Raw genomic sequence first — 19,417 nt, 5'->3', positions numbered from 1 at the left:
AGCCGTGGATGGCTCAGGCCGACACCTTCCGGGGCCGGCCAGGCCGCTTGACGCGCTCGAGCGGCTTGCCGCCCTCGAGCAGCACGCCACCCCAGACGCCCCACTCGTCCCGGCTCACGCCGAGCTCGAGGCAGAGCTCCCGGACGGCGCAGTCACCGCAGACCTCCTGGGCCTCCAGCAGCTGGTCCTCGTCCGTCGGCGAGAACACGTCCGGGTCGCCGTACTCGGCACAGCTCCAGGCGGAGCGAGCCAGGCGCGGCGTCGGGTTCAGGTAGGCGACCGTCACACCCTTGGTGTCGAACAGCGCCTCGATCGTCATCGTCATGTCCATCTCCGGTCACCTCCTTCGTGTTGATGGACTGGCTTCCCCGAGCGGAGAAGCGTCGTTGCGGGCCACGAGTCGAACGTGGACCGTCGGGCTCATGAGGCCCGTGGCGTCTCCCGACACCCGCAGTGGCTGCGCAGGGAGGAATCGAACCTCCGGGGGCGTGGTTCAGAGCCACGCTGGTCTGCCAGCAGACCGCCGCGCACCGGTCGGGTCGGCGGGACTCGAACCCGCGATTGCCTGGTCCCAAACCAGGGGGGATGCCGCTTCCCTACGACCCGTCTGCGCGCTCCGTACGGGACTCGAACCCGTGATCTCCCGCTCGACAGGCGGGCGCCCACTCCACTGGGCCGACGAAGCTTGGTGCGCCGGGCAGGACTCGAACCTGCACGCCCCGAAGGGACCTGGTCTACGGCCAGGCGGGCCAGCCAGTTGCCCGACCGACGCATATCTCGTTCCACTGTTGAGTTCGCCCCCGCTCCCGGCGAGCGCCGGGTCCGGGTCGGGAGAGGTGCTCCACGGCCGTCTGACTGTGAGCCCGGTGCCACCTGCTCAAGGCCTCTCGACCTGGTGCGGGTCCGGTGCCCGTGGGACCTTCCTCGATGAAGTTGTGCGACATGCAAAAGGGCCGCCCCTGCTGACGTTTCGTCGGCTGGAGCGGCCCGGTGTTCGGGTGCGAGAAGGCACCTACCTCGGCGGCTCCAGCTGGCGCGGCAGCTGACCCTGGATCGGGTTCGAGGGCTTGAATCCTTCGACCCTGCACAGGTGGGCAGCATCCAACGCACGAGCGGATCGGCTCGTGTCGGTGGCGACGTACTGCATGCCCATCGGTAGGTCTTTCTCGTCTCTGCGTTGAAGCCGTCCGGAGTGGATCGGCCGAGAAGAAGGGTACGAGCCCGGGGCCGGTGCGGCCTAACAGGTTTCCGGACGAGTTCTGGATCAGACCAAGGAGCGCGCTGGAAGCTCGAACCAGCGCAGGTGCTCGAAGTCCTCCGAGACCTGGTCGACGAGCTCGCCGGCATCGGCAGGCACAGCCGCCTGGAGAACTGCGGCCCCCTCGGTCAGGTAGCCGGCCAGCGCCGACTCCGGGGCCGTGCTGCCGTGCTTCGGGTAGGTCATCCGGCCGTCGGTGTCGTAGCTGATCTGGCTCAGCCGCAACGGCGGCTCGACGAGGCCGTCACGGTGCACCCAGATTCCGGTCGCCTGGTCGAAGCGGTACTCGCCGAGGAGCCGCCAGCCGTCGCGCGCGACGAGGCGAACGGCCTCGACGACGTAGTCGAACACCGCCTGGGAGACGAAGTAGTTGAAGTTGATCCGCACCCAGCCAGGCTTGATGCCCTCGCAGCCGCGGGTGATCTCGCGCTCGAACTCGTGGCTGCGCTCGATGTCGATCCCGAGCAGTCGGTGGCCGTACGGGCCGGCGCACGAGCAGCCGCCGCGCGACTGGATGCCGAAGAGGTCGTTGAGGAGCGCCACCACGTAGTTGTGGTGCAGGTACTTGCCGCTCGGGGCGCGGATCACGAAGGAGATGATCGAGAGGCGCTTGGCGGCCAGGTTCCCCAGGATCTCGATCGCCGGCTCGTCGGCCCAGCGCTCGACGGCCTGCTGGAGGTAGTGCTCCTCGTGGCTGCGGATCACGTCGATGCCGACGGCTTCCTTGAGCTGGAAGACCAGGCCGGCGCGGATCGACTCGACGATGGCGGGGGTGCCGCCCTCCTCGCGGTGCTCGGGATCCTCGAGGTAGCGGTGGTCGTCGGGATTCACGTACGCGACAGTCCCGCCGCCGGGCACGTGCGGGACGCGGTTGGTCAGCAGCTCGCGCCGTGCGACAAGGACGCCCGGCGTGCTCGGACCACCGATGAACTTGTGCGGGGAGAGGAACAGCGCGTCCTTGTAGCAGAGCGGGTCGTCGACGTTCGGTCCGTTCATCTCCATGCCGACGTACGGACCGGCGGCGGCGAAGTCCCAGAACGACAGCGCGCCGTGGCGGTGCAGCAGCGAGGAGATCGCCGCGGTGTCCGACAGGATTCCGGTGACGTTGCTGGCCGCGGAGAAGCTGCCGATCTTCAGGGGCCGGTCGGCGTGGGCGACCAGCTCCTCCTCGAGCCGGGCGAGATCGATGTGGCCGTCGGGGTCGGACCCGATCGCCACGACGTCGGCGATCGACTCGCGCCACGGGATCTCGTTGGAGTGGTGCTCGTAGGGGCCGATGAACACGACCGGCCGCTGCTCGGCCGGGATCTGCTTGCTGAGCTCGTAGGTGTCTTCCAGTCCGGAGGGGATGCGCAGACCGAGGACGCCGATCAGCTTGTCGATCGCCCCGGTGCAGCCGGAGCCCGCGAAGATGACGACCGAGTTCTCGTCGGCACCGACCGCCTGGTGGATGATCGCGCGGGCGTCCGCGCGCAGGCGCGTGGTCTGCAGCCCGGTTCCGCTGGACTCGGTGTGGGTGTTGGCGTAGCTGGGCAGCACCTCGTCGCGGATGAAGTCCTCGAGGAAGCCCAGCGCGCGACCGGACGCGGTGTAGTCGGCGTAGGTGACCCGGCGCGGTCCGAACGGCCCGTGCATGACCTGGTCGTCGCCGATCACGGCATCGCGGATGCGTTGCAGCAGCGGGGTCTGCTCGGGTGCCGCGCGATCGGTCATGGACCGAGCATAGGTCGCCTCAGGCGGAGGTGAGCTCGCCCTCCTCGACCTTCGCCTCGTCCTCGCTCTCGCCGATGTAGGCCTGGGCCTCCTCAGGCGAGAGCCGCAGCCGGTAGGCCATCACGTAGACGAGCGCCGAGAGCAGCAGGAGCAGTCCGGTGGCCGAGGCGAAGCTCAGCGAGTCCAGGTTGCCCGCGGCGGGCTCGGGATAGTTGCCGATGTAGGAGATCAGCGTGAGACCGGCGAGCCAGGGGAGCACCCACGCGCCGGCGCGGGCGTCGATCGAGGGCTGCTCGAGCTTGCCGGAGGCGACGAACACCGCGAGCAGCACGAACCCGATCAGCACGGCGACCATCAGCTTCCAGACCGTGGTCCAGCCGGACCAGTACACGATCATGTTCGCGCTCCAGAAGGCCAGGAACGGGATCACGTGCCCGCCCGGGAGGCGGAACGGCCGCGGCTGGTCCGGCACCTGCTTGCGCAGTGCCACGAGGACGAGCGGACCCGAGGCGAAGGAGAGCACCGTCGCCGAGGTGATGAAGCCGACGAGCTGCTGCCAGCTCGGGAAGGGCAGGAAGGCGACCAGGCCGACCACGAAGGCCAGCACGAGGCCGATCATCGGGCTGCCGTTGTCGTTGGTCTTCGCCAAGGACTTCGGGGCGTTGCCGTTGCGGGCCATCGCGAACGAGAGTCGCGACGCGATCGTCGTGTAGATCAGACCGGTGTCGCCGGGGGAGACCACAGCGTCGATGTAGAGCAGCACGGCCAGCCAGCTCAGACCGAGGCCGGTGGCGAGAGCCGCGAGCGGACCGAAGTCGTTCGCGAAGGAGAGCTTGGCCCAGCTGCCGGAGTGCGCCAGCGTCCCGGGGTCGAGCGCCCCGATGAAGGCGATCTGCAGGAGCACGTAGATCACGCCGGTGATGAGCACCGAGCCGATCACCGCGATCGGCACGTTGCGGCGCGGGTTGTCGGTCTCGCCGGCCAGCTCGATGCCCTGCCGGAAGCCGAGGTAGCTGAAGATGATGCCGCTGGTCGAGATCGCGGTGAAGATCCCGTGCACGCCGGACGGCGCGAAGTCGTGGCTGCTGAAGTTGGAGCCGTGGAAGGCCGTCAGGAAGAACGACGCGACGACGAGCAGGATGATCGCCAGCTTCCACCAGACCAGGGTGTTGTTGATCCGCGCGAACCAGCGAACGCCGTAGTAGTTGATCAGCACGAACAGGGCCATCAGCACCACCGCGGCTCCGTAGCCGAGGGCGGTCAGCGTGTGCACCTCCTCGCCGTTGACCGTGTGCTGATTGGTGAACGCGGCGTACTTGGTGCCGTACTGCAGCGCGGCCTCGACCTCGATGGGTGCGGTCGTCACCACCGCGACCCAGGTAATCCACCCGCCGGTGTAGCTGGCCAGGTGGCCGAAGGCCATGTGCGGGTAGCGGACGACGCCGCCGGAGAGCGGGAACATCGTGCCCAGCTCGGCGTAGGTCAGCGCGATCAGCAGGATCATCACTCCGCCGAGCAGCCAGGAGATCATCGCCGCCGGGCCGGCCTGCTGGGAGGCGTTCAGCGCACCGAACAGCCAGCCCGAGCCGATGATCGAGCCGACGCTCGCGAAGAGCAGCCCGACGACACCGACGTGCCGCTTGAGTTCGGTCCCGTGCTCGGGCTTGCTCGCCGTGAGGGTCATCCCGGTGGGGTACCCAGGGCATGCTGTGCGCATGCAGTTCACCGAGGCCGAGCTCACCAACGTGCTCAAGGGCGTCGCGCTGGCGACCCTCGCCGCGCAGTCCAAGGACATCCGCAAGGGGCGGCTCGATGTCGAGCAGGTCTGGCAGGACCTGGGCGGCTACGGCCGGTACGAGATGCTCGAGGGCCTCAGCCACCGGGTGCTCCCGGCACTGGTCGCGCTTCCCGAGGTGGACCGCGTGCACGGCAAGCGGCTCAAGGTGCGCGGCTCGCAGCTGCGCGCAGCCGTCGAGGAGACCACGGGCGAGGAAGCCGGCACGGGCGTGCGGCGCAAGGCCTACGTCGTCAGCATGGCCGCGCTCATCGCGGCCGGGCTGGCCGGGCTCCCGCCGTACGTCGACCCGGAGAAATGACGAAGCCCCCGACCTTGCGGTCGGGGGCTTCGCTCCAGCTCAGTCCTGCTGGTCCAGGGCCGCGGCCACGCGGCGGTGGGCCACCCAGATCTCCTCGGGCAGGCGCTCGAAGCTCGAGAGGTGCTCCTCGCGGTGCTCCATCTCCTGCTTCCAGCGGTTCACGTCGATGCTGAGGATCGCCTCGAGGTCGGCGTCGCTGATGTCGACGCCGTCGAGGTTCAGCTCCTCGCGGGTCGGGATGATGCCGACCGCGGTCTCCTGGCCCTTGACCTCGCCGTTCTTCAGCTGGAGCAGCCAGAGCAGCGGGCGCAGGTTGTCGCGGTAGCCGGGCCAGCGGAAGTGGCCGTCCTCCGGGTCGCGCTGGAACCAGTTCACGTGCGCGAAGATCGGCTGCTCCTTGGCGGCACCGACGACGTCGAGGTAGTGGCGCGCGTAGTCGCCCTCGCCGTAGGCCATGAACGGCCGGTTCGACATCGGGTCGTAGCGCAGCACGCCCTCCTTGCCCTCGGCCGCGGCGGTCGCCTCGGCACCCAGGGTCAGGCCGTCGTAGACGCCTTCGGCCAGGTCGTGGATCGCGCGCACCAGCGGCTCGCGGTCACGGGTGCGGCCGCCGAAGATGATCGCGTCGATGGGCACGCCCGCCGGCTCGTCGTAGTCCTTGGCGATGTTCGGGACGTTGTCGAGCGTGGTGGTGAACCGGCTGTTCGGGTGCGCCCACGGGGAGTCGTCGCCCTCCTCGCGGTCCGCGATCGGCTTGCCCAGCCAGTCCAGCCAGCCGTGCGGGTCGGCCGGCGGGTTCTTGGTGCGACCCTCCCACCAGACCTCGCCGGTCTCCGGCTTGTAGGCGATGTTCGTGAAGATCGTGCCGGTGCCCGGGGCGATCGAATCGAGGGCGGTCGGGTTGGTGCCTTCGTTGGTGTCCTTGGCGACACCGAAGACGCCGTACTCCGGGTTCATGCCGTACAGGCGGCCACTGGCCTCGTCGACCCAGAGCCAGGCGATGTCGTCGCCGTAGAAGGACACGTGGTACCGGTCGCCGAGGGCGTCGGGGGCCAGCATCATCGCGAGGTTGGTCTTGCCCGAGGCGCTCGGGAAGCCACCGCAGATGTGGTAGTCCTTGCCGGTCTGCTTGTCGTGGATACCGATCAGCATGTACTGCTCGGCGAGGAACTTCTTCGACACCCAGCCGTCGTACGCCGCCTGACGCAGGCCGTGGGCGATCTTGCCGAGCAGCGCGTTGCCGCCGTACGACGAGCCGTAGTGCAGGATCGTCCGCTCGTCGGCGACGGTGACGAAGTAGCGCTGGTCGTCCGGGGTGCCCTGGCCCAGGTTCTCCAGGTCGCCGGTGACGTGCACGGCGCGGACGAAGCTGTTCGGGTCCTCCAGGTCGTTGACGTACTGCACGCCGACCCGAGCCATCCGGATCATGTGCAGGACGACCGTGCGGCAGTCGGTCAGCTCGACGCCGGTGGCCCAGGGAGCCAGGGCGTTGCCGACCGGCGCCATCAGGTACGGGATCACGTACATGGTCTTGCCGGCGGAGGCTCCGGCCATCCGCTCCTTCTGGAGGGCGACCATCTCCGCTGCCGGCTTCCAGTTGTTGTACTCGCCCTTGTCGGTCGGACGGCTGGTAGCGACGACGGTGCGCTCCTCGGAGCGGGCGGTGTCCTTGTGGTAGCTGCGCGAGTAGTAACGACCGTCGCCGGCCGGCTCGAGCTCGCCGGCCTCGAGGCACTCGGCGATCAGGCGGGCGTCGTCAGCAGCGGATACGACCTCGATCCGGGCCGCCCCGGTCAGCTCGGCCCAGTACGCGATGTACTCGCGGACCTGCGGGTTCGTGACGCCTCCGGCGTCCAGGGCGGTGTCGATGTCGACCATTGCTGCTCGTTTCTCTGCGTAAGACGGACGGGCGCGACTGAGGTTACAGGGTGTGTTTCGAGGTCGGGCGCGGGTCCAGGTTCCGGCCAGATCTGCCCTCGTACGGCGAGCACCAAGGGTCCCGCACGCCACTTCCTCACCAGGGTGCTGCGGACACCCCTCAGCTCGGGAGCTCGTCCCCGCGCAGGTCGACGAGGGACTCGGGAGCGGTCAGGCGCCAGGCCTCGAAGGTCAGCTCCGCGAGCTCGTCGCGCTCGATCCGCTCCAGGTAGACCACCACCCAGCCGAACCCGCCCGAGGTGAACTGCACCTCGAAGACGTCCGGGCGTTCGGCGACCAGGGCGAGCTGTTCGACGATCGTCTGCTTGAGCCCGACCGTGCAGGTGCGCGGCCACAGGTAGCCGAAGGCGCGCCCGGAGACGTCGAAGCGCGTCCAGCTCTGGGCGTCGGCCGACCCGACCTCGGGCAGCTGGGCCACCAGGTCGAGGAAGTCGGCGATCTCGCAGGGCACGCGCTGATCATGTCAGCGGTGACCGACGGGATCTCAGGTGTAGCTGACCGGCAGCACCTTGATGCCGTTGAGCCAGCCGGAGCGCAGCCGCTTCACGTCGCCGGTGGCCTTGATGTCGGGCGCCATGTCGGCCAGGGCGTCGAAGATCATCCGGATCTCGGTGCGGGCCAGGTTGGCGCCGATGCAGTAGTGCGCGCCGTGCCCGCCGAAAGCCAGGTGCGGGTTGTTCTCGCGGGTGATGTCGAACGTGCCCGGGTCGGTGAAGACCTCGGTGTCGTGGTTCGCGCTGGCGTAGAAGAGGCCGACCCGCTGACCGGCCTTGATCTGGACGCCGCCAAGCTCGATGTCCTCCAGGGCGGTGCGCTGGAACGAGGTGACCGGGGTGGCCCAGCGGATGACCTCGTCGACCATCGTCGCGGGACGCTCCTTGACCCAGAGCTCCCACTGGTCGGGGTTCTCCAGGAACGCCTTCATGCCGTGGGTGGTGGCGTTGCGGGTGGTCTCGTTGCCGGCGACCGCCAGGGCGATCACGAAGAAGCCGAACTCGTCGTCGGTCAGGCCGCGGCCGTCCAGGTCGGCGTTGACCAGCTTGGTGACGATGTCGTCGCGCGGGTTCTCACGACGGTCGGCGGCGAGCACCATCGAGTACATGAGCACCTCGGCGGCAGCGGCTGCCGGGTCGTTGTCCTCGCGGGCGAGGTCCTCGTCCTCGGCGCCGGTCATCTGGTTGGTCCAGTCGAAGATCTTCTGACGGTCCTCCGCGGGGATGCCGAGCATGTCGCCGATGACCTCCAGCGGGAACTGCGAGGCGACCTGGTCGACGAAGTTGCCGCTGCCGGCGGCGACCGCGTCCGAGACGATCCGGCGGGCGACCTCCTCCAGGCCCTCCTCGAGGGCGCCGATCGCGCGCGGGGTGAAACCGCGGCTGATGATCGAGCGGAGCTGGGTGTGGTCCGGAGCGTCCTGGTTGATGATCACGACCTTCGACATCTCGACGCTGTCGACGGTGGAGGTCTCCGGGTTGCGGATGATCACGCCGTTCACGTGGCTGCTGAACACCTTGCTGTTCTTGGAGACCGCGAGCACGTCGGCGTGCTTGGTGATCGCCCAGTAGCCGGTGCCTGACGATTCGAGCATGCCGGCCCGTGCGCTCGCGGGCTGCTCGACCCAGCGGATCGGCTCGGCCGAGCGGAGCTCGGCGAACTCCTCGTGCGGGATCCGGTCCAGGTTCAGGTCCGGGTCGGTGAAGTCGAAGTCCTGCGGAAGGGTGGCGGTCATAGACCCGACCATACACATCTGGCAAAGTGTATCGAATGCCGAGGTTTGCCAGTGCCGACGAAGCCCGCGTCCAGATCCTTGCCGCGGCCCGGTCGCGGCTGGCCGAGGCCGGCAGCACGAACATCTCGGAGGTCGCCGAGGACCTGGGGGTCACGCGGCAGACCGTGTACCGCTACTTCCCGACCAGTGAGCACCTGGTCGACGCGGCCGCGCTCGACGCCATCTCGGAGATGACCGACCAGCTCGGGGAGCACGTGCGCGGCTACCTGGCGCGCACCGGCGGCGATGCCGGCGACGCGGCGGTCGAGGTCGTGGCCTTCGTCTACGAGCACCTGCGCGGCGACCCGGCGCTCGACCGGATGGTGGCTCCCGGCCGGCTGAGCAGCACCGTCGCGGGCCTGACCGCCCCCGAGTCGATCGCGCTCGGGCGTGAGCTGCTCACCGGCTTCGGCCTGGACTGGGTCGCACTCGGGCTGGACGACGCCGCTCAGCGAGAGCTCGTCGAGCACCTGCTGCGCACCTTGCAGACCCTCGTCCTCGACCCCGGCAATCCGCCGCGGTCGGGGGACCAGGTACGGGCGTACCTCCAACGCTGGCTGGCGCCGGCGCTGCGTTAGGCCCGGAGGTCAGGCTGCCGGCGGGCCCGTCTGGTACGAGTGCCCGGTCGGAGTGACGAGCTCCACCGAGTGTCGGTCCCCCGGGACAGTTCTGCTGCTGAAGCCCGCTGCCTCCTTGGACTGGTTGCAGTCGGCGCACAGCCCTTGTCCGTTCTCGACAGAGGTGGCGCCTCCCTGGGAGTGCGGCGTGACGTGGTCCAGGTTTCGGATCGGGGCGCCGCAGTAGGAGTTGCGACACCAGCGGTCGCGGAGCTCGATGAACTCGGCGAGAGCCTTCGGGAAGTACCGGCCCTTCGAATCCATCGAGATGAGCGCACCAGCCTCCGGCCGGACGAAGAGTCGCTTCAGCCAAACCTTCAGTCCTGCATCGAGGTTGTCGGCGACGAGCGCGCGAGCCGCTTCTGCGGGGATCGGACCGTAGTCGTCCAGGAACGCTGGGTCGTCGGCGTGACCGAGCAGAGCATCGGCCGACATGGTCAGTCGGACCGCGACGGGCTGTGCCGAGACGTTGTCGCGGCCGGTCGCACGCCGGACGAGCTCGTCCGCCATGGCGTTGCCAACGCTCGTCGCCTCCCCGACCCCGACGGCGCGGTCCGCGGCCGCCTTCAGGGCGGCGAAGACGCCGACGCCCTGGGCGACCGGGAGCAACGCGGTCAGGTAGACCATGGCGTCGGGCGCCGGCCGGATGCTCACACGGCGTTCGGACTCTGCTCTGCGCCGGCGCGCGGCGACGGCGGCCGCATCCAAACGAGCCGCTTCACGTCGGCAGGTGGCGACGATCTCGCGATCGCCCCGCGCGGAGAGTGCTTCCGCGTCGGCGGCCACCAGCTCGTCGACCGTGGCTCGGTGCTCGCGTTCGAGACAGCTCGTCTCCCGTGCGATGAGGGTCGCGCGCCATTCGCTGATACGGCCGGTATCGAACGCAGCCTTGGTGTGCGGGAGGTCCTTGGCCAGGTAGCGCGCCAGGGAAAGTGCCTGACGTCCACGGTGCGGGGAGATTCGTCGCGCCAGCGCCACCTCCAGGTGCGGTGCCACCGGTGGAGGGGAGGCGTCGAGCCGCGAGCGCTCGGCGAGCTCGGTCTGACGGATGTGGTCCAGAGCGTTCGCGAGGCGTGCCTGCCTGGCCTCGGCTGCGCACTTGAGCTCCTCCAGGGCGCGGAGCTCGTCGATGATGCCCGTGGCGTCCGATGGCAGGGGTGCCGCAGTCAGGGCCTTGACCTCGAGGTCGAGCATCCCGCACCTCCTCCTTCTTGGCGGCTGCTCGTCCCAAGCTAGGAGCGTTGGGAGGCGCGGTGACGAAGCCGTCTGACGGCTGTGGAAACGACCCGTGTGCGTCAGGGGTGTGGACGGCTACCGGCTCGGGAAGGGCACGCCCATCGGGTTGCCCGCTGGCAGGTTGCCGCCGGCCGCGATCGCGCGGCCGAGGGCCCCGAGGATTTCGCGGATCGCTGGCATATCGTCGCTCAGGGACTCGAGCACCGGCCGAGCCAGTCGATCGGTGTCGGTCTCGACCGCCTCCCGCAGCCGTTGGCCGCGGTCGGTCAGGCTCCCGTTCGCCAGTACGCCGTCCCTGACGAGCCGGGCTGTCGCCGCGTCCCATTCCTCGTCGGTCCACCCGCGGTTGGGCTGCATGGTCTCCCGTGTCACGACCCCGGACGCGATGTGCGTCAGCGTCGTCTCCAGTCCGCTCAGACCGGCGTGCGTCGCCGCCAGCACGTGTCCGTCGCCGCGCTGTTCACGGATGACGGTGGTCGCCCACCACAGGCGTGCGGCCGGATCCGTGGGCGGTTCGATCGCCTGCCAGGCGGCGGCGAGGGCTCGGCCGTTGGTGGGTGCGGTGAGCGCTGCCGCGGTGAGCGCGTCGGTCCCGCGGGCGACCGTCGTCGGCTCGAGCTCGGCGAGGAGTGGAGCCAGGAAGGACCCGGCGGCAGCGATCCGGTGCGCCAGGGCAGCCTCGGGAGCGACCCGGCCCCACACCTTGGGCACGGCCTTGGCCACCATCGCCGGCGAGAACCCGAAGAAGGTCGCTGTCACCGGGCCCGGACCCACGGCACCCATCGGGGCAGCCCGGCCGGCGAAGTACCCGTTCCAGAAGCCGTGCAGGCCCAGGTCGGCGAGGCAGCCCGAGACCGGTGGCGCGAAGTAGACGATCGCGTGCACCGGCTCGACGAGCGACCACAGCTCACGTTCCGAAGTCATGCCGGCACGGTAGTCGTGGCTGCTCTCACCGGTCTGTCTGACGGATCACGTTGACAGCCGGCCCCGGCGACGCAGGATCCCGTTCACGATCAGCTGGAGCTCGATGCAGAACCCTCCGATCAGAACGACGACGATCCACGCGGTGGACCAGAGGAAGCCCTCGGTGAATCCGGTGTCGCACTCGCCTTGGAAATCCGGACCGCCGCAGACGGTGGCCTCGAAGTGACCTTCTCCGACGACCATGGCAACGAACCCGCCGGCCACGGCCAGGAGACCGTAGAGCAGGACCCGGACGAACACGTTCGGAGATCCGGTCGGCCGCGCGGGTTCGTGGATCCGTCGGAGCACGATCGGCCTGTGCTGGGGGGTCCGTGTGGTATCTCGGCGTTGCGACCGGGTTTGGGCGAGCAACGGCAGTCCGAAGGCGAGAGCGGTGACGAGAACCAGGAAGGCAAGACTCGTCAGCAGGCCGGCCGAGTCGTTCACCGTGCATTCCTGGTCGCACTGGTAGCGAGGGAGCACGGAGCCACCGAAGAAGTAGATGACCGGCGCCGTCAGCACCAGGAACACCCAGAGGCCGAGCATGCCGGCGAAGAGTCCGGCAGGCTTGCTCGGGCTGGTCATCGGCTACTTCGCGTAGGTGTAGAACCCGCGCCCGGTCTTGCGACCGAGCAGGCCTGCGCTCACCATCCGCTCGAGCAGCGGCGGCGAGGCGTAGAGCGGCTCCTTGAACTCGTCGTACAGGGACTCCGCGATCGCCTTGATGGTGTCGAGCCCGATCAGGTCGGCGAGGGCGAGCGGCCCCTGCGGGTGCGCGGCGCCGAGCACCAGGCCCTGGTCGATGTCCTCGGGGGTGGCGAAGCCGGACTCCATCATCCGGATGGCCGAGAGGATGAACGGCACCAGCAGCATGTTCACCACGAAGCCGGCCCGGTCCTGGCAGTCGATCGAGTTCTTGCCGAGCTGGTCCTGCACGAAGGAACGGCCGCGCTCGGTCGTCTCCTCGGCGGTCAGCAGGCTGGGCACGAGCTCGACGAGCTTGAGCACCGGTACCGGGTTGAAGAAGTGGATGCCCATCACCTGGGCGGGCCGCGACGTGGCGACCGCCAGCTTCATGATCGGGATGGACGAGGTGTTGGACGCGAGGATCGCGTCCGGTGAGGTGACGATCCGGTCCAGCTCGCGGAAGACCGCGGTCTTGGCTGCCTCGTCCTCGACGATCGCCTCGACGACGAGCTCACGCTCGGCGAGCTGCTCCATGTCGGTCACCACGCGGATCCGGTCGAGCACCTCCTGGGCGTTGTCGAGCTTGCCCCGCTCGACCGCCCGGTTCAGCGACGACTCAAGGCGCGCGGTCCCTGCCTTCGCCGCGTCGTCCGACGACTCGATGACCACGACGTCGAGACCGGCGCGTGCGCAGACCTCGGTGATGCCGGCTCCCATCAGGCCGCAGCCGATGACTCCTACCCGTGTGATGTCTCCCATCAACCCAGGTTAGACCCGGCCGTCCCCACCACTTCAAGGTTGCCGTCGGCATCGGTTGTGAACAGCTCGACGCCCTCGGTCACGGTCGCCGCATCGGCGCCGAGCGACACCGCGATCTTGTTCGCGGCGTTGCGCATCACGTCCAGCACGACCTCGACGACCTGCGCGTCCGTGAGGTGCTCCCGTACGTCGGCAGGAACGGCGGCGCCGAGCACCATCGCGTCGGTCAGGGCGAGGGCTGCCTTGGCCGACGCGGGAAGGTCGCTGGAGTCCCAGGCGTCGACCGCGGCGAACTCGTCGCCGGTGGCACCGGCATCGATCGCGTCCTGGCTGCGCCGGGACTTGCAGACCGCGCAGTCGTGCAGCCGCGCCCCGCGCAGCCGGACGAGCTCGGTGGTCCGGGGGTCCAGGGAACGCAGACGCGCCACGACCACCATGAACTCCTCGAGGAGTGCCCAGGTGTCGGCAGGGGTTTCGACAGGTGGTTCCTGAGGAGGTTGCGCAGCAACCGTCTCGAAGGGCTCAACCAGCGGGGGACCGGCCCAGTCGGAAGCGCCGAAGACGTCGTCGAGCACACGCTCGACCCGCGGCACGAAGTCGTGCACGTAGATGCGTTGCACGACGGCGAACGCCTGGTCCCCGACGGCGGCGAAGAACGCGCCGCGCTGGACGTCGTCCATCGAGGCCACGTCCAGCGCGAGCTGCTCGGCGAACTCGGCGACGGCGTCGTGGCCGAGGTCGGGCGCCGGGATCGCTGCGACCCGCTCGAAGGCGACGGCGGCTTCGCCTCCGTGCGTCGTGAGCGCGCTGCGTCCGGTCACGCGCCGCGCCGCTTGGCGTACCGGAACTTCACCATCTTCCGGACCTGCTCGAAGTCGTCCGGGCGGCGCGGGAACGACTGCATGTCCGGGCCCATCTGGAAGCGCTTGTTCGTGGTCGCCTTCGGCGCCGAGAACTCCCGCAGGCCGTCGTCGCCGTGGAAGCGACCGAAGCCGGAGTCGCCGATGCCGCCGAACGGGACCGACGGCATGCCGACGAAGGTGAGCGCCGAGTTGATGGTGGTGCCGCCGGCCTTGAGCTGGCGGGCGATCTCCTTGCCGCGGCCCTTGGAGAAGACCGAGGAGCCGAGGCCGAACCTGGTGGCGTTGCCGCGGCGGATCGCCTCGGCCGTATCCGCGACCGTGTTGATCACGATCACCGGCCCGAAGGTCTCCTCCTGCACCGCCGCGTTGTCCTCCGGGACGTCGACGAGCACGACCGGGTCGACGAACGGCGCACGGATCGAGTCGACGCCTCCGACCAGCGCGATCGCGCCGCCCTCGATGGCGGCGGTCACGTGCCGGCGCACGACGTCGATCTGCGAGGGCACGATCATCGGGCCGTAGGCGTCGTTCTCGTCCAGGCCGGCGGTCACCTGGTCGGCGATCTCCTTGACCTTGCCGAGGAAGGCGTCGCGCACCGCCTGCACGACGTAGACCCGCTCGATGCCGACGCAGGCCTGGCCGCCGTTGAAGAACCCGCCCCACACGACGGCCCGCGCGGCCGCGTCGAGGTCAGCGTCCTCGGCGATGATCGTGACGTCCTTGCCGCCGAGCTCCAGCAGCACCGGAGTCAGGTTCTCGGCGCAGGCGGCCATCACCTTGCGACCGGTCGGGACCGACCCGGTGAAGGCGATCTTGTCGAGCCCCGCCTTGCAGAGCGCGGACCCGGTCTCGGCGAAGCCGGTCACCCAGGTGATCAGCCCCTTCGGGGCATCCGGGTTGGCGGTGTAGAAGGCGTCGATGACCTGCACCGAGCTCGCCGCGGCGTACTCGCTCGGCTTCACGATCGCGGCGTTGCCGGCAGCCAGCGCGTAGGCCAGGCCGCAGAGCACCGTGTAGATCGGCACGTTCCAGGGCGCGATCACGCCGACCACCCCGAGCGGCGGGTAGGAGACCTCGGCACCGAAGTTGAACAGGGCCATGCCGGGCGCGACCTTGCGCGGCTTGAGCACCCGCTTCGCGTGGGCGGCGGCCCAGCGCAGGTCCTCCAGCCCGGCGATGAGCTCGAACTGCACGTCGCCGCGCGGACGACCCGTCTCGCGGTAGCCCAGCTCGCACAGCTCGTCGGACATCTGCCCGATCGCGGCGATCCACCGGTTGATCCGGCGCTTGCGCTCGGCGAAGGAGAGGCCGGCCCACCACAGCTGTGCCTCGCGCCCGGCAGCGGCCCGCTCGGCGATGTCCTCGGCGGTGTGGATCGGGAAGGTTCCCACCGATTCACCGGTCGCCGGATTGGTGACGGTGAAGGTGTCGGCGATGGTCTGGGTCATGGGCTCACGGTAGTCGCGGACGCGGGAAAGTGGAACAGGTTCTAGTAGCCGGACCGATGCCGGGAAGGTCGGGGTGACAGACTCGATCCGTGCGCGAGTACCTCAAGACCATTCCGATCGGCGCGTGGGCCGGACTGGTCATCATCGCGCTCGGCCTGTGGGCCCGGGACATCCTCGGTGTCGCGCTCGGCGGCATCCTCGCGGTGGTCAGCCTGATTGCCACCGATCGGGCCCGGGCGGCCGAGGACGAGGACAAACCCGGCGAAGACATCACCAAGGACGACCGCTTCAAGGACATGTGACCGAACTTTCGTCACTCGTTCAACCAGTGTTCTCCTGACGCTGCGACGTTCGACCTGCCCTTGCCTCCCAGCAGAACCCGAGGTCGCCTCCGATGCACGTCGCCCGTACCCGAAACGTTCTGACCGCACTGATCGGGCTCCTGGCAGTCCTCGCCGCCGGCCTCGTTCTGGCCGCGCCCGCGAGCGCCGCGGACAGCGACATCCGGATCAACGAGGTCTCCTCGAACCCGAACGACTTCGTCGAGCTGATCAACACCGGCCTGGCGCCGATCGACATCAACGGCTGGAAGTTCGCGGACTCCGACCACGCGCCGATCCCGATCGTCACGACCAGCACGGTCATCCAGCCGGGCGCGCGCTTCAGCTTCGACCCGAACGCGCTGACCGGCGGCTTCGGCCTCGGCGCGACGGACGCGGCGAACGTCTTCAACGCCAGCGGAACGGCGATCGACAGCGACAACTGGACTTCGCACCGCACCCCGTCGTACGGGCGCTGCCCGGAGGGCACCGGACCGCAGGTGCTGCAGACCGCGGCGACGCCGGGTGCGGCGAACGCCTGCGGAGGACCGTCGCCGTCGGCGATCAAGATCAACGAGGTCTCCTCGAACCCGAACGACTTCGTCGAGCTGATCAATACCGGCAGCGCCGCGATCGACCTGCTCGGCTGGACCTTCGCCGACTCCGACCACTCGCCGATCGCGATCGTCTCGGCCAGCACGCTCATCCAGCCGGGCGGCTACTACACCTTCGACCCGAACACGCTGCCCGGCGGCTTCGGCCTCGGCTCGGCGGATGCCGCGACGATCCGCTCCGGCACCACGCTGGTCGACACCTACTCCTGGACCACGCACCGCACCCCGTCGTACGGGCGCTGTCCGAACGGCTCCGGCGACTTCGTGGCCAACACCAGCACCACCCAGAACGCCGCGAACGCCTGCCCGGCGCCGGCACTGCCGAGCGTCGTGATCAACGAGGTCGAGTCCAACGGAGACGCGATCGGTGACTGGGTCGAGCTGAAGAACACCGGTACCACCGCGGTGAACATCTCCGGCTGGAAGGTCCTCGACAACGACCCCGCGCACGCCGCGAACCCCGAGGTCGTGCCGGCCAACACCACGCTGCAGCCGGGCGGCTACTACTCGATCTACACCGAGTTCACCCCGGCGCCGGGCTTCGGACTGGGTACGGCGGACAGCGCCAACCTCTACCTGCCCGACGGCACCACGCTGGTCGACACCTACAGCTGGACGGCGCACGCGGCGACCACCTACGGCCGCTGCCCCGACGGCACCGGCCCGTTCGTGACCACCACGACCCCGACCCGCAACGCCGGGAACGCCTGCAGCCCGATCCGGATCAACGAGATCGAGTCCGACCAGGGCGTCCCGGGTGACTGGGTGGAGCTGAAGAACATCAGCGGCGCGTCGGTCGACATCAGCGGCTGGGTGTTCAAGGACAACCAGGACGCCGACATCTACACAGTCCCGACCGGGACCTCGATCGCCGGCGGCGGCTACTACGTGCTCAACGTGGCGGACTTCGTCTTCGGGCTCGGCAGCTCGGACTCCGCGCGCTTGTACGACAACAGCGCCAAGCTCATCGACTCCTACACCTGGACGGCCCACGCCACCCAGACCTACGGGCGCTGCAAGGACGGGCTCGGCAACTTCGTCGACACCAAGGCGCCGACCAAGGGTGCGGCCAACTCCTGCCCCGGCCTGGACACCCAGCCGTGGCCGGGCGGCCCGACGGTGACCACCGCCGACAACACCGACACCTTCGTGCAGGACCTCTCCGGCCTGGTCTTCGACCCGTCGAACCCGGACGTGCTGTGGGGCGCGCAGAACAAGAAGGGCACGCTGTTCAAGCTCGTCCGCGACGCCAACAACAACTGGGTCCCGGCCGACGGCTGGCCGCGTGACCCGAAGTTCCTCGGCGGCACCGGCAGCCCGGACACCGAGGGCCTGACCATCGGCCCGGACGGCTTCGTCTACGAGACCTCCGAGCGCGACAACGACAACAGCGGGGTCAGCAGGAACACCATCCTGCGCTTCGACCCGAACGCACCCGCCGGCCCGACGATCTCGCCGACCACCGAGTGGGACCTGAACTCGTTCCTGCCGACGGTCGGGGCGAACCTCGGGCTCGAGGGCGTCACCTTCGTGCCGGACAGCTACCTGGTCGCGAGCGGCTTCAAGGACCAGAGCACGGGCCAGGCCTACGACCCGGCGAACTACCCGCTGCACGGTTCGGGCCTGTTCTTCGTCGCGGTCGAGGCGGACGGCTCGCTGGTCGGGTTCGCCCTGGACAGCGATGGCACGCCCCACAAGATCGCGACCGTGGCCAGCGGCCTGGCCCAGCTCGCCGACGTCGACTGGGACCCGGAGCTGAACCGGCTCCGCGCGGTCGCGGACGACACCTGGGACGGCACCACGATCCTGCTGAACGTGGACGGGTCGGGGAACTTCGTGCCGGTCGCGGCCTACGACCGACCGGCCGGGATGCCGAACCTGAACAACGAGGGCCTGGCCGTGGCGCCGCAGTCGCGCTGCGTCTCCGGCAAGAAGGAGGTCCTCTAGTCCGACGACGGCGACACCGACGGGCACTCGATCCGCCGCGGCACGATCAACTGCACCCCGCCGGCCGCCCAGACCGTCACCTTCACGACCGACGCACCGACGGACGGTCGGATCGGCCAGACCTACGTGCCGGCCGCGACCGGTGGCGGCTCGGCCAACCCGGTGGTCATCAGCGTCGACCCGACCTCGGCCGGCGTCTGCTCGATCACGGTGGGCATCGTCAGCCTCAACGGCGTCGGCACCTGCACCCTGAACGCCGACCAGGCCGCGGCGCAGGGCTTCAACGCCGGTCACGCGAGCCAGTCGTTCGCGGTCAGCAAGGCCGACCAGTCGATCACCTTCGCCCAGCCCGGTGACACCGGCTTCGGCGGCTCCGACGTGGCGCTGACCGCGACTGCGAGCTCGGGTCTCGACGTGACCCTGACCTCGGAGACCCCGGGCGTCTGCTCGGTGGTCGGCACGTCAGTGCATCCGGTCTCGGCAGGCACCTGCACGATCACCGCCACGCAGCTCGGCAACGACGTGTTCAACGCCGCGACCCCCGTGAGCCGCTCGCTGAGCGTCGCCAAGGCCGCGCAGACGATCACCTTCGCCCAGCCCGGCAACACGGTGTACGGCGGCGCGGACGTCGCCCTCACGGCGAGCGCCAGCTCGGGCCTTGCAGTGACGCTGACCTCGGAGACCCCGGGCGTCTGCACGGTGGTCGGCACCTCGGCGCACCCGGTCGCCGCCGGCACCTGCACGATCACGGCCAGCCAGGGCGGAAACGGCAACTACGTCGCGGCCACCCCGGTGAGCCGCTCACTGACGGTCGCGAAGGCGCCGGTCACCGTCACCACCAAGGCGACCTCGTCGGTGCTCAGCCTGCTGACGCTGCGGGTGACCTACACGACCACGGTGAAGTCGGCCGTCACCGGCCTGCCGGCCGCAGGCGTCCCGGTCACCACGAAGCTCAACGGCGGATCGGCGGTGACCGGCTGCACCGCGGTCACCAACGCGTCCGGCGTCGCGACCTGCACCGCGGGCCCGATCGTGATCGCGATCCTGTCGCCGTTCACGGCCACCGCCGCGGAGTCGTCGAACTACCTCGGCGGCACGGCGACGGGCCTGACGCCGCTCCTCTGAAGCCCCCGCATCGAGCCTGCCGGACCACGTCCCCCCACGTCCGGCAGGTTCGATGTGCGGTCAGC

Annotated in this window: 17 protein-coding genes and 4 tRNA genes; 5 read left to right on the top strand and 16 right to left on the bottom strand. The window is 69.4% G+C overall.

Translation table 11 applies throughout. From position 1 onward, the window contains the following. Positions 1–13: 13 nt before the first annotated feature. The 7 genes from EFL95_RS03310 to EFL95_RS03280 form a co-directional block, all read right to left on the bottom strand. Positions 14–325 carry a WhiB family transcriptional regulator gene (locus EFL95_RS03310; protein ID WP_221176300.1) on the bottom strand — a complete coding sequence of 104 codons (312 nt, stop codon included), beginning with the start codon at positions 323–325 and terminating at the stop codon, positions 14–16. Between the two features lie 129 nt (positions 326–454). Beyond that, a tRNA-Gln gene (locus tag EFL95_RS03305) sits at positions 455–530 on the bottom strand. Between the two features lie 4 nt (positions 531–534). After that, positions 535–606 (bottom strand) — tRNA-Pro (locus EFL95_RS03300). A gap of 6 nt (positions 607–612) precedes the next feature. Then, positions 613–685, bottom strand: a tRNA-Asp gene (locus EFL95_RS03295). A 1-nt stretch (position 686) separates the two neighbouring features. After that, positions 687–772: transfer RNA gene (locus tag EFL95_RS03290), tRNA-Tyr, on the bottom strand. A gap of 492 nt (positions 773–1,264) precedes the next feature. Beyond that, on the bottom strand, positions 1,265–2,971 hold the full coding sequence (locus EFL95_RS03285) for an aminotransferase class V-fold PLP-dependent enzyme (protein WP_123232586.1): 1,707 nt from the start codon (positions 2,969–2,971) through the stop codon (positions 1,265–1,267). Positions 2,972–2,990: 19 nt separating this feature from the next. After that, complete coding sequence (locus EFL95_RS03280) at positions 2,991–4,655, bottom strand: APC family permease (RefSeq protein ID WP_123232585.1); 1,665 nt, start codon at positions 4,653–4,655, stop codon at positions 2,991–2,993. Between the two features lie 31 nt (positions 4,656–4,686). On the opposite strand from EFL95_RS03280, the gene EFL95_RS03275 reads away from it, so the two are divergent. Continuing rightward, entirely contained in the window at positions 4,687–5,067 is a 381-nt protein-coding gene (locus EFL95_RS03275) for a hypothetical protein (protein WP_148044952.1), read from the top strand. Positions 5,068–5,106: 39 nt separating this feature from the next. Here the strand turns inward: EFL95_RS03275 and EFL95_RS03270 are convergent, their stop codons facing one another. The 3 genes from EFL95_RS03270 to EFL95_RS03260 form a co-directional block, all read right to left on the bottom strand. Then, positions 5,107–6,945, bottom strand: a complete 1,839-nt coding sequence (locus EFL95_RS03270; RefSeq protein ID WP_123232583.1) for a phosphoenolpyruvate carboxykinase (GTP) — start codon at positions 6,943–6,945, stop codon at positions 5,107–5,109. A gap of 160 nt (positions 6,946–7,105) precedes the next feature. Beyond that, the gene (locus EFL95_RS03265) at positions 7,106–7,456 is read right to left on the bottom strand and encodes an MmcQ/YjbR family DNA-binding protein (protein ID WP_221176299.1); all 351 of its coding nucleotides are present in this window, start codon (positions 7,454–7,456) and stop codon (positions 7,106–7,108) included. A gap of 33 nt (positions 7,457–7,489) precedes the next feature. Next, positions 7,490–8,734, bottom strand: a complete 1,245-nt coding sequence (locus tag EFL95_RS03260; protein ID WP_221176298.1) for a cytochrome P450 — start codon at positions 8,732–8,734, stop codon at positions 7,490–7,492. A gap of 35 nt (positions 8,735–8,769) precedes the next feature. On the opposite strand from EFL95_RS03260, the gene EFL95_RS03255 reads away from it, so the two are divergent. After that, positions 8,770–9,351 carry a TetR/AcrR family transcriptional regulator gene (locus tag EFL95_RS03255; RefSeq protein WP_123232581.1) on the top strand — a complete coding sequence of 194 codons (582 nt, stop codon included), beginning with the start codon at positions 8,770–8,772 and terminating at the stop codon, positions 9,349–9,351. Between the two features lie 9 nt (positions 9,352–9,360). Here the strand turns inward: EFL95_RS03255 and EFL95_RS03250 are convergent, their stop codons facing one another. The 6 genes from EFL95_RS03250 to EFL95_RS03225 form a co-directional block, all read right to left on the bottom strand. Further along, positions 9,361–10,584, bottom strand: a complete 1,224-nt coding sequence (locus EFL95_RS03250) for an HNH endonuclease (protein WP_123232580.1) — start codon at positions 10,582–10,584, stop codon at positions 9,361–9,363. 117 nt (positions 10,585–10,701) lie between these two features. After that, positions 10,702–11,550, bottom strand: a complete 849-nt coding sequence (locus tag EFL95_RS03245; RefSeq protein WP_123232579.1) for an SCO6745 family protein — start codon at positions 11,548–11,550, stop codon at positions 10,702–10,704. Between the two features lie 45 nt (positions 11,551–11,595). Continuing rightward, complete coding sequence (locus EFL95_RS03240; protein ID WP_123232578.1) at positions 11,596–12,174, bottom strand: hypothetical protein; 579 nt, start codon at positions 12,172–12,174, stop codon at positions 11,596–11,598. Between the two features lie 3 nt (positions 12,175–12,177). Beyond that, a complete protein-coding gene (locus EFL95_RS03235) occupies positions 12,178–13,026 on the bottom strand; it encodes a 3-hydroxybutyryl-CoA dehydrogenase (protein WP_281272189.1) in 849 nt (282 codons plus the stop codon). An 8-nt stretch (positions 13,027–13,034) separates the two neighbouring features. Beyond that, complete coding sequence (locus EFL95_RS03230; protein ID WP_123232576.1) at positions 13,035–13,856, bottom strand: carboxymuconolactone decarboxylase family protein; 822 nt, start codon at positions 13,854–13,856, stop codon at positions 13,035–13,037. Next, positions 13,853–15,346 (bottom strand): aldehyde dehydrogenase family protein, encoded by a 1,494-nt coding sequence (locus EFL95_RS03225; RefSeq protein ID WP_123232575.1) that lies wholly within the window; start codon positions 15,344–15,346, stop codon positions 13,853–13,855. Before EFL95_RS03225 ends, EFL95_RS03230 begins: the two co-directional genes overlap by 4 nt. An 89-nt stretch (positions 15,347–15,435) precedes the next feature. On the opposite strand from EFL95_RS03225, the gene EFL95_RS03220 reads away from it, so the two are divergent. From EFL95_RS03220 to EFL95_RS03210, 3 genes are all read left to right on the top strand, one after another. Further along, positions 15,436–15,648, top strand: a complete 213-nt coding sequence (locus EFL95_RS03220) for a hypothetical protein (RefSeq protein ID WP_123232574.1) — start codon at positions 15,436–15,438, stop codon at positions 15,646–15,648. A gap of 92 nt (positions 15,649–15,740) precedes the next feature. Beyond that, complete coding sequence (locus EFL95_RS03215; RefSeq protein ID WP_123232573.1) at positions 15,741–18,227, top strand: lamin tail domain-containing protein; 2,487 nt, start codon at positions 15,741–15,743, stop codon at positions 18,225–18,227. Between the two features lie 126 nt (positions 18,228–18,353). Next, on the top strand, positions 18,354–19,352 hold the full coding sequence (locus tag EFL95_RS03210) for a hypothetical protein (RefSeq protein WP_123232572.1): 999 nt from the start codon (positions 18,354–18,356) through the stop codon (positions 19,350–19,352). The last annotated feature ends 65 nt before the right edge of the window (positions 19,353–19,417 follow it).

This window comes from Nocardioides marmorisolisilvae (assembly GCF_003725775.1).
Classification (GTDB): domain Bacteria; phylum Actinomycetota; class Actinomycetes; order Propionibacteriales; family Nocardioidaceae; genus Marmoricola; species Marmoricola marmorisolisilvae.
Note: the sequence above shows the minus strand (reverse complement) of the source record. Positions and strands in the feature narration are given on the sequence as shown.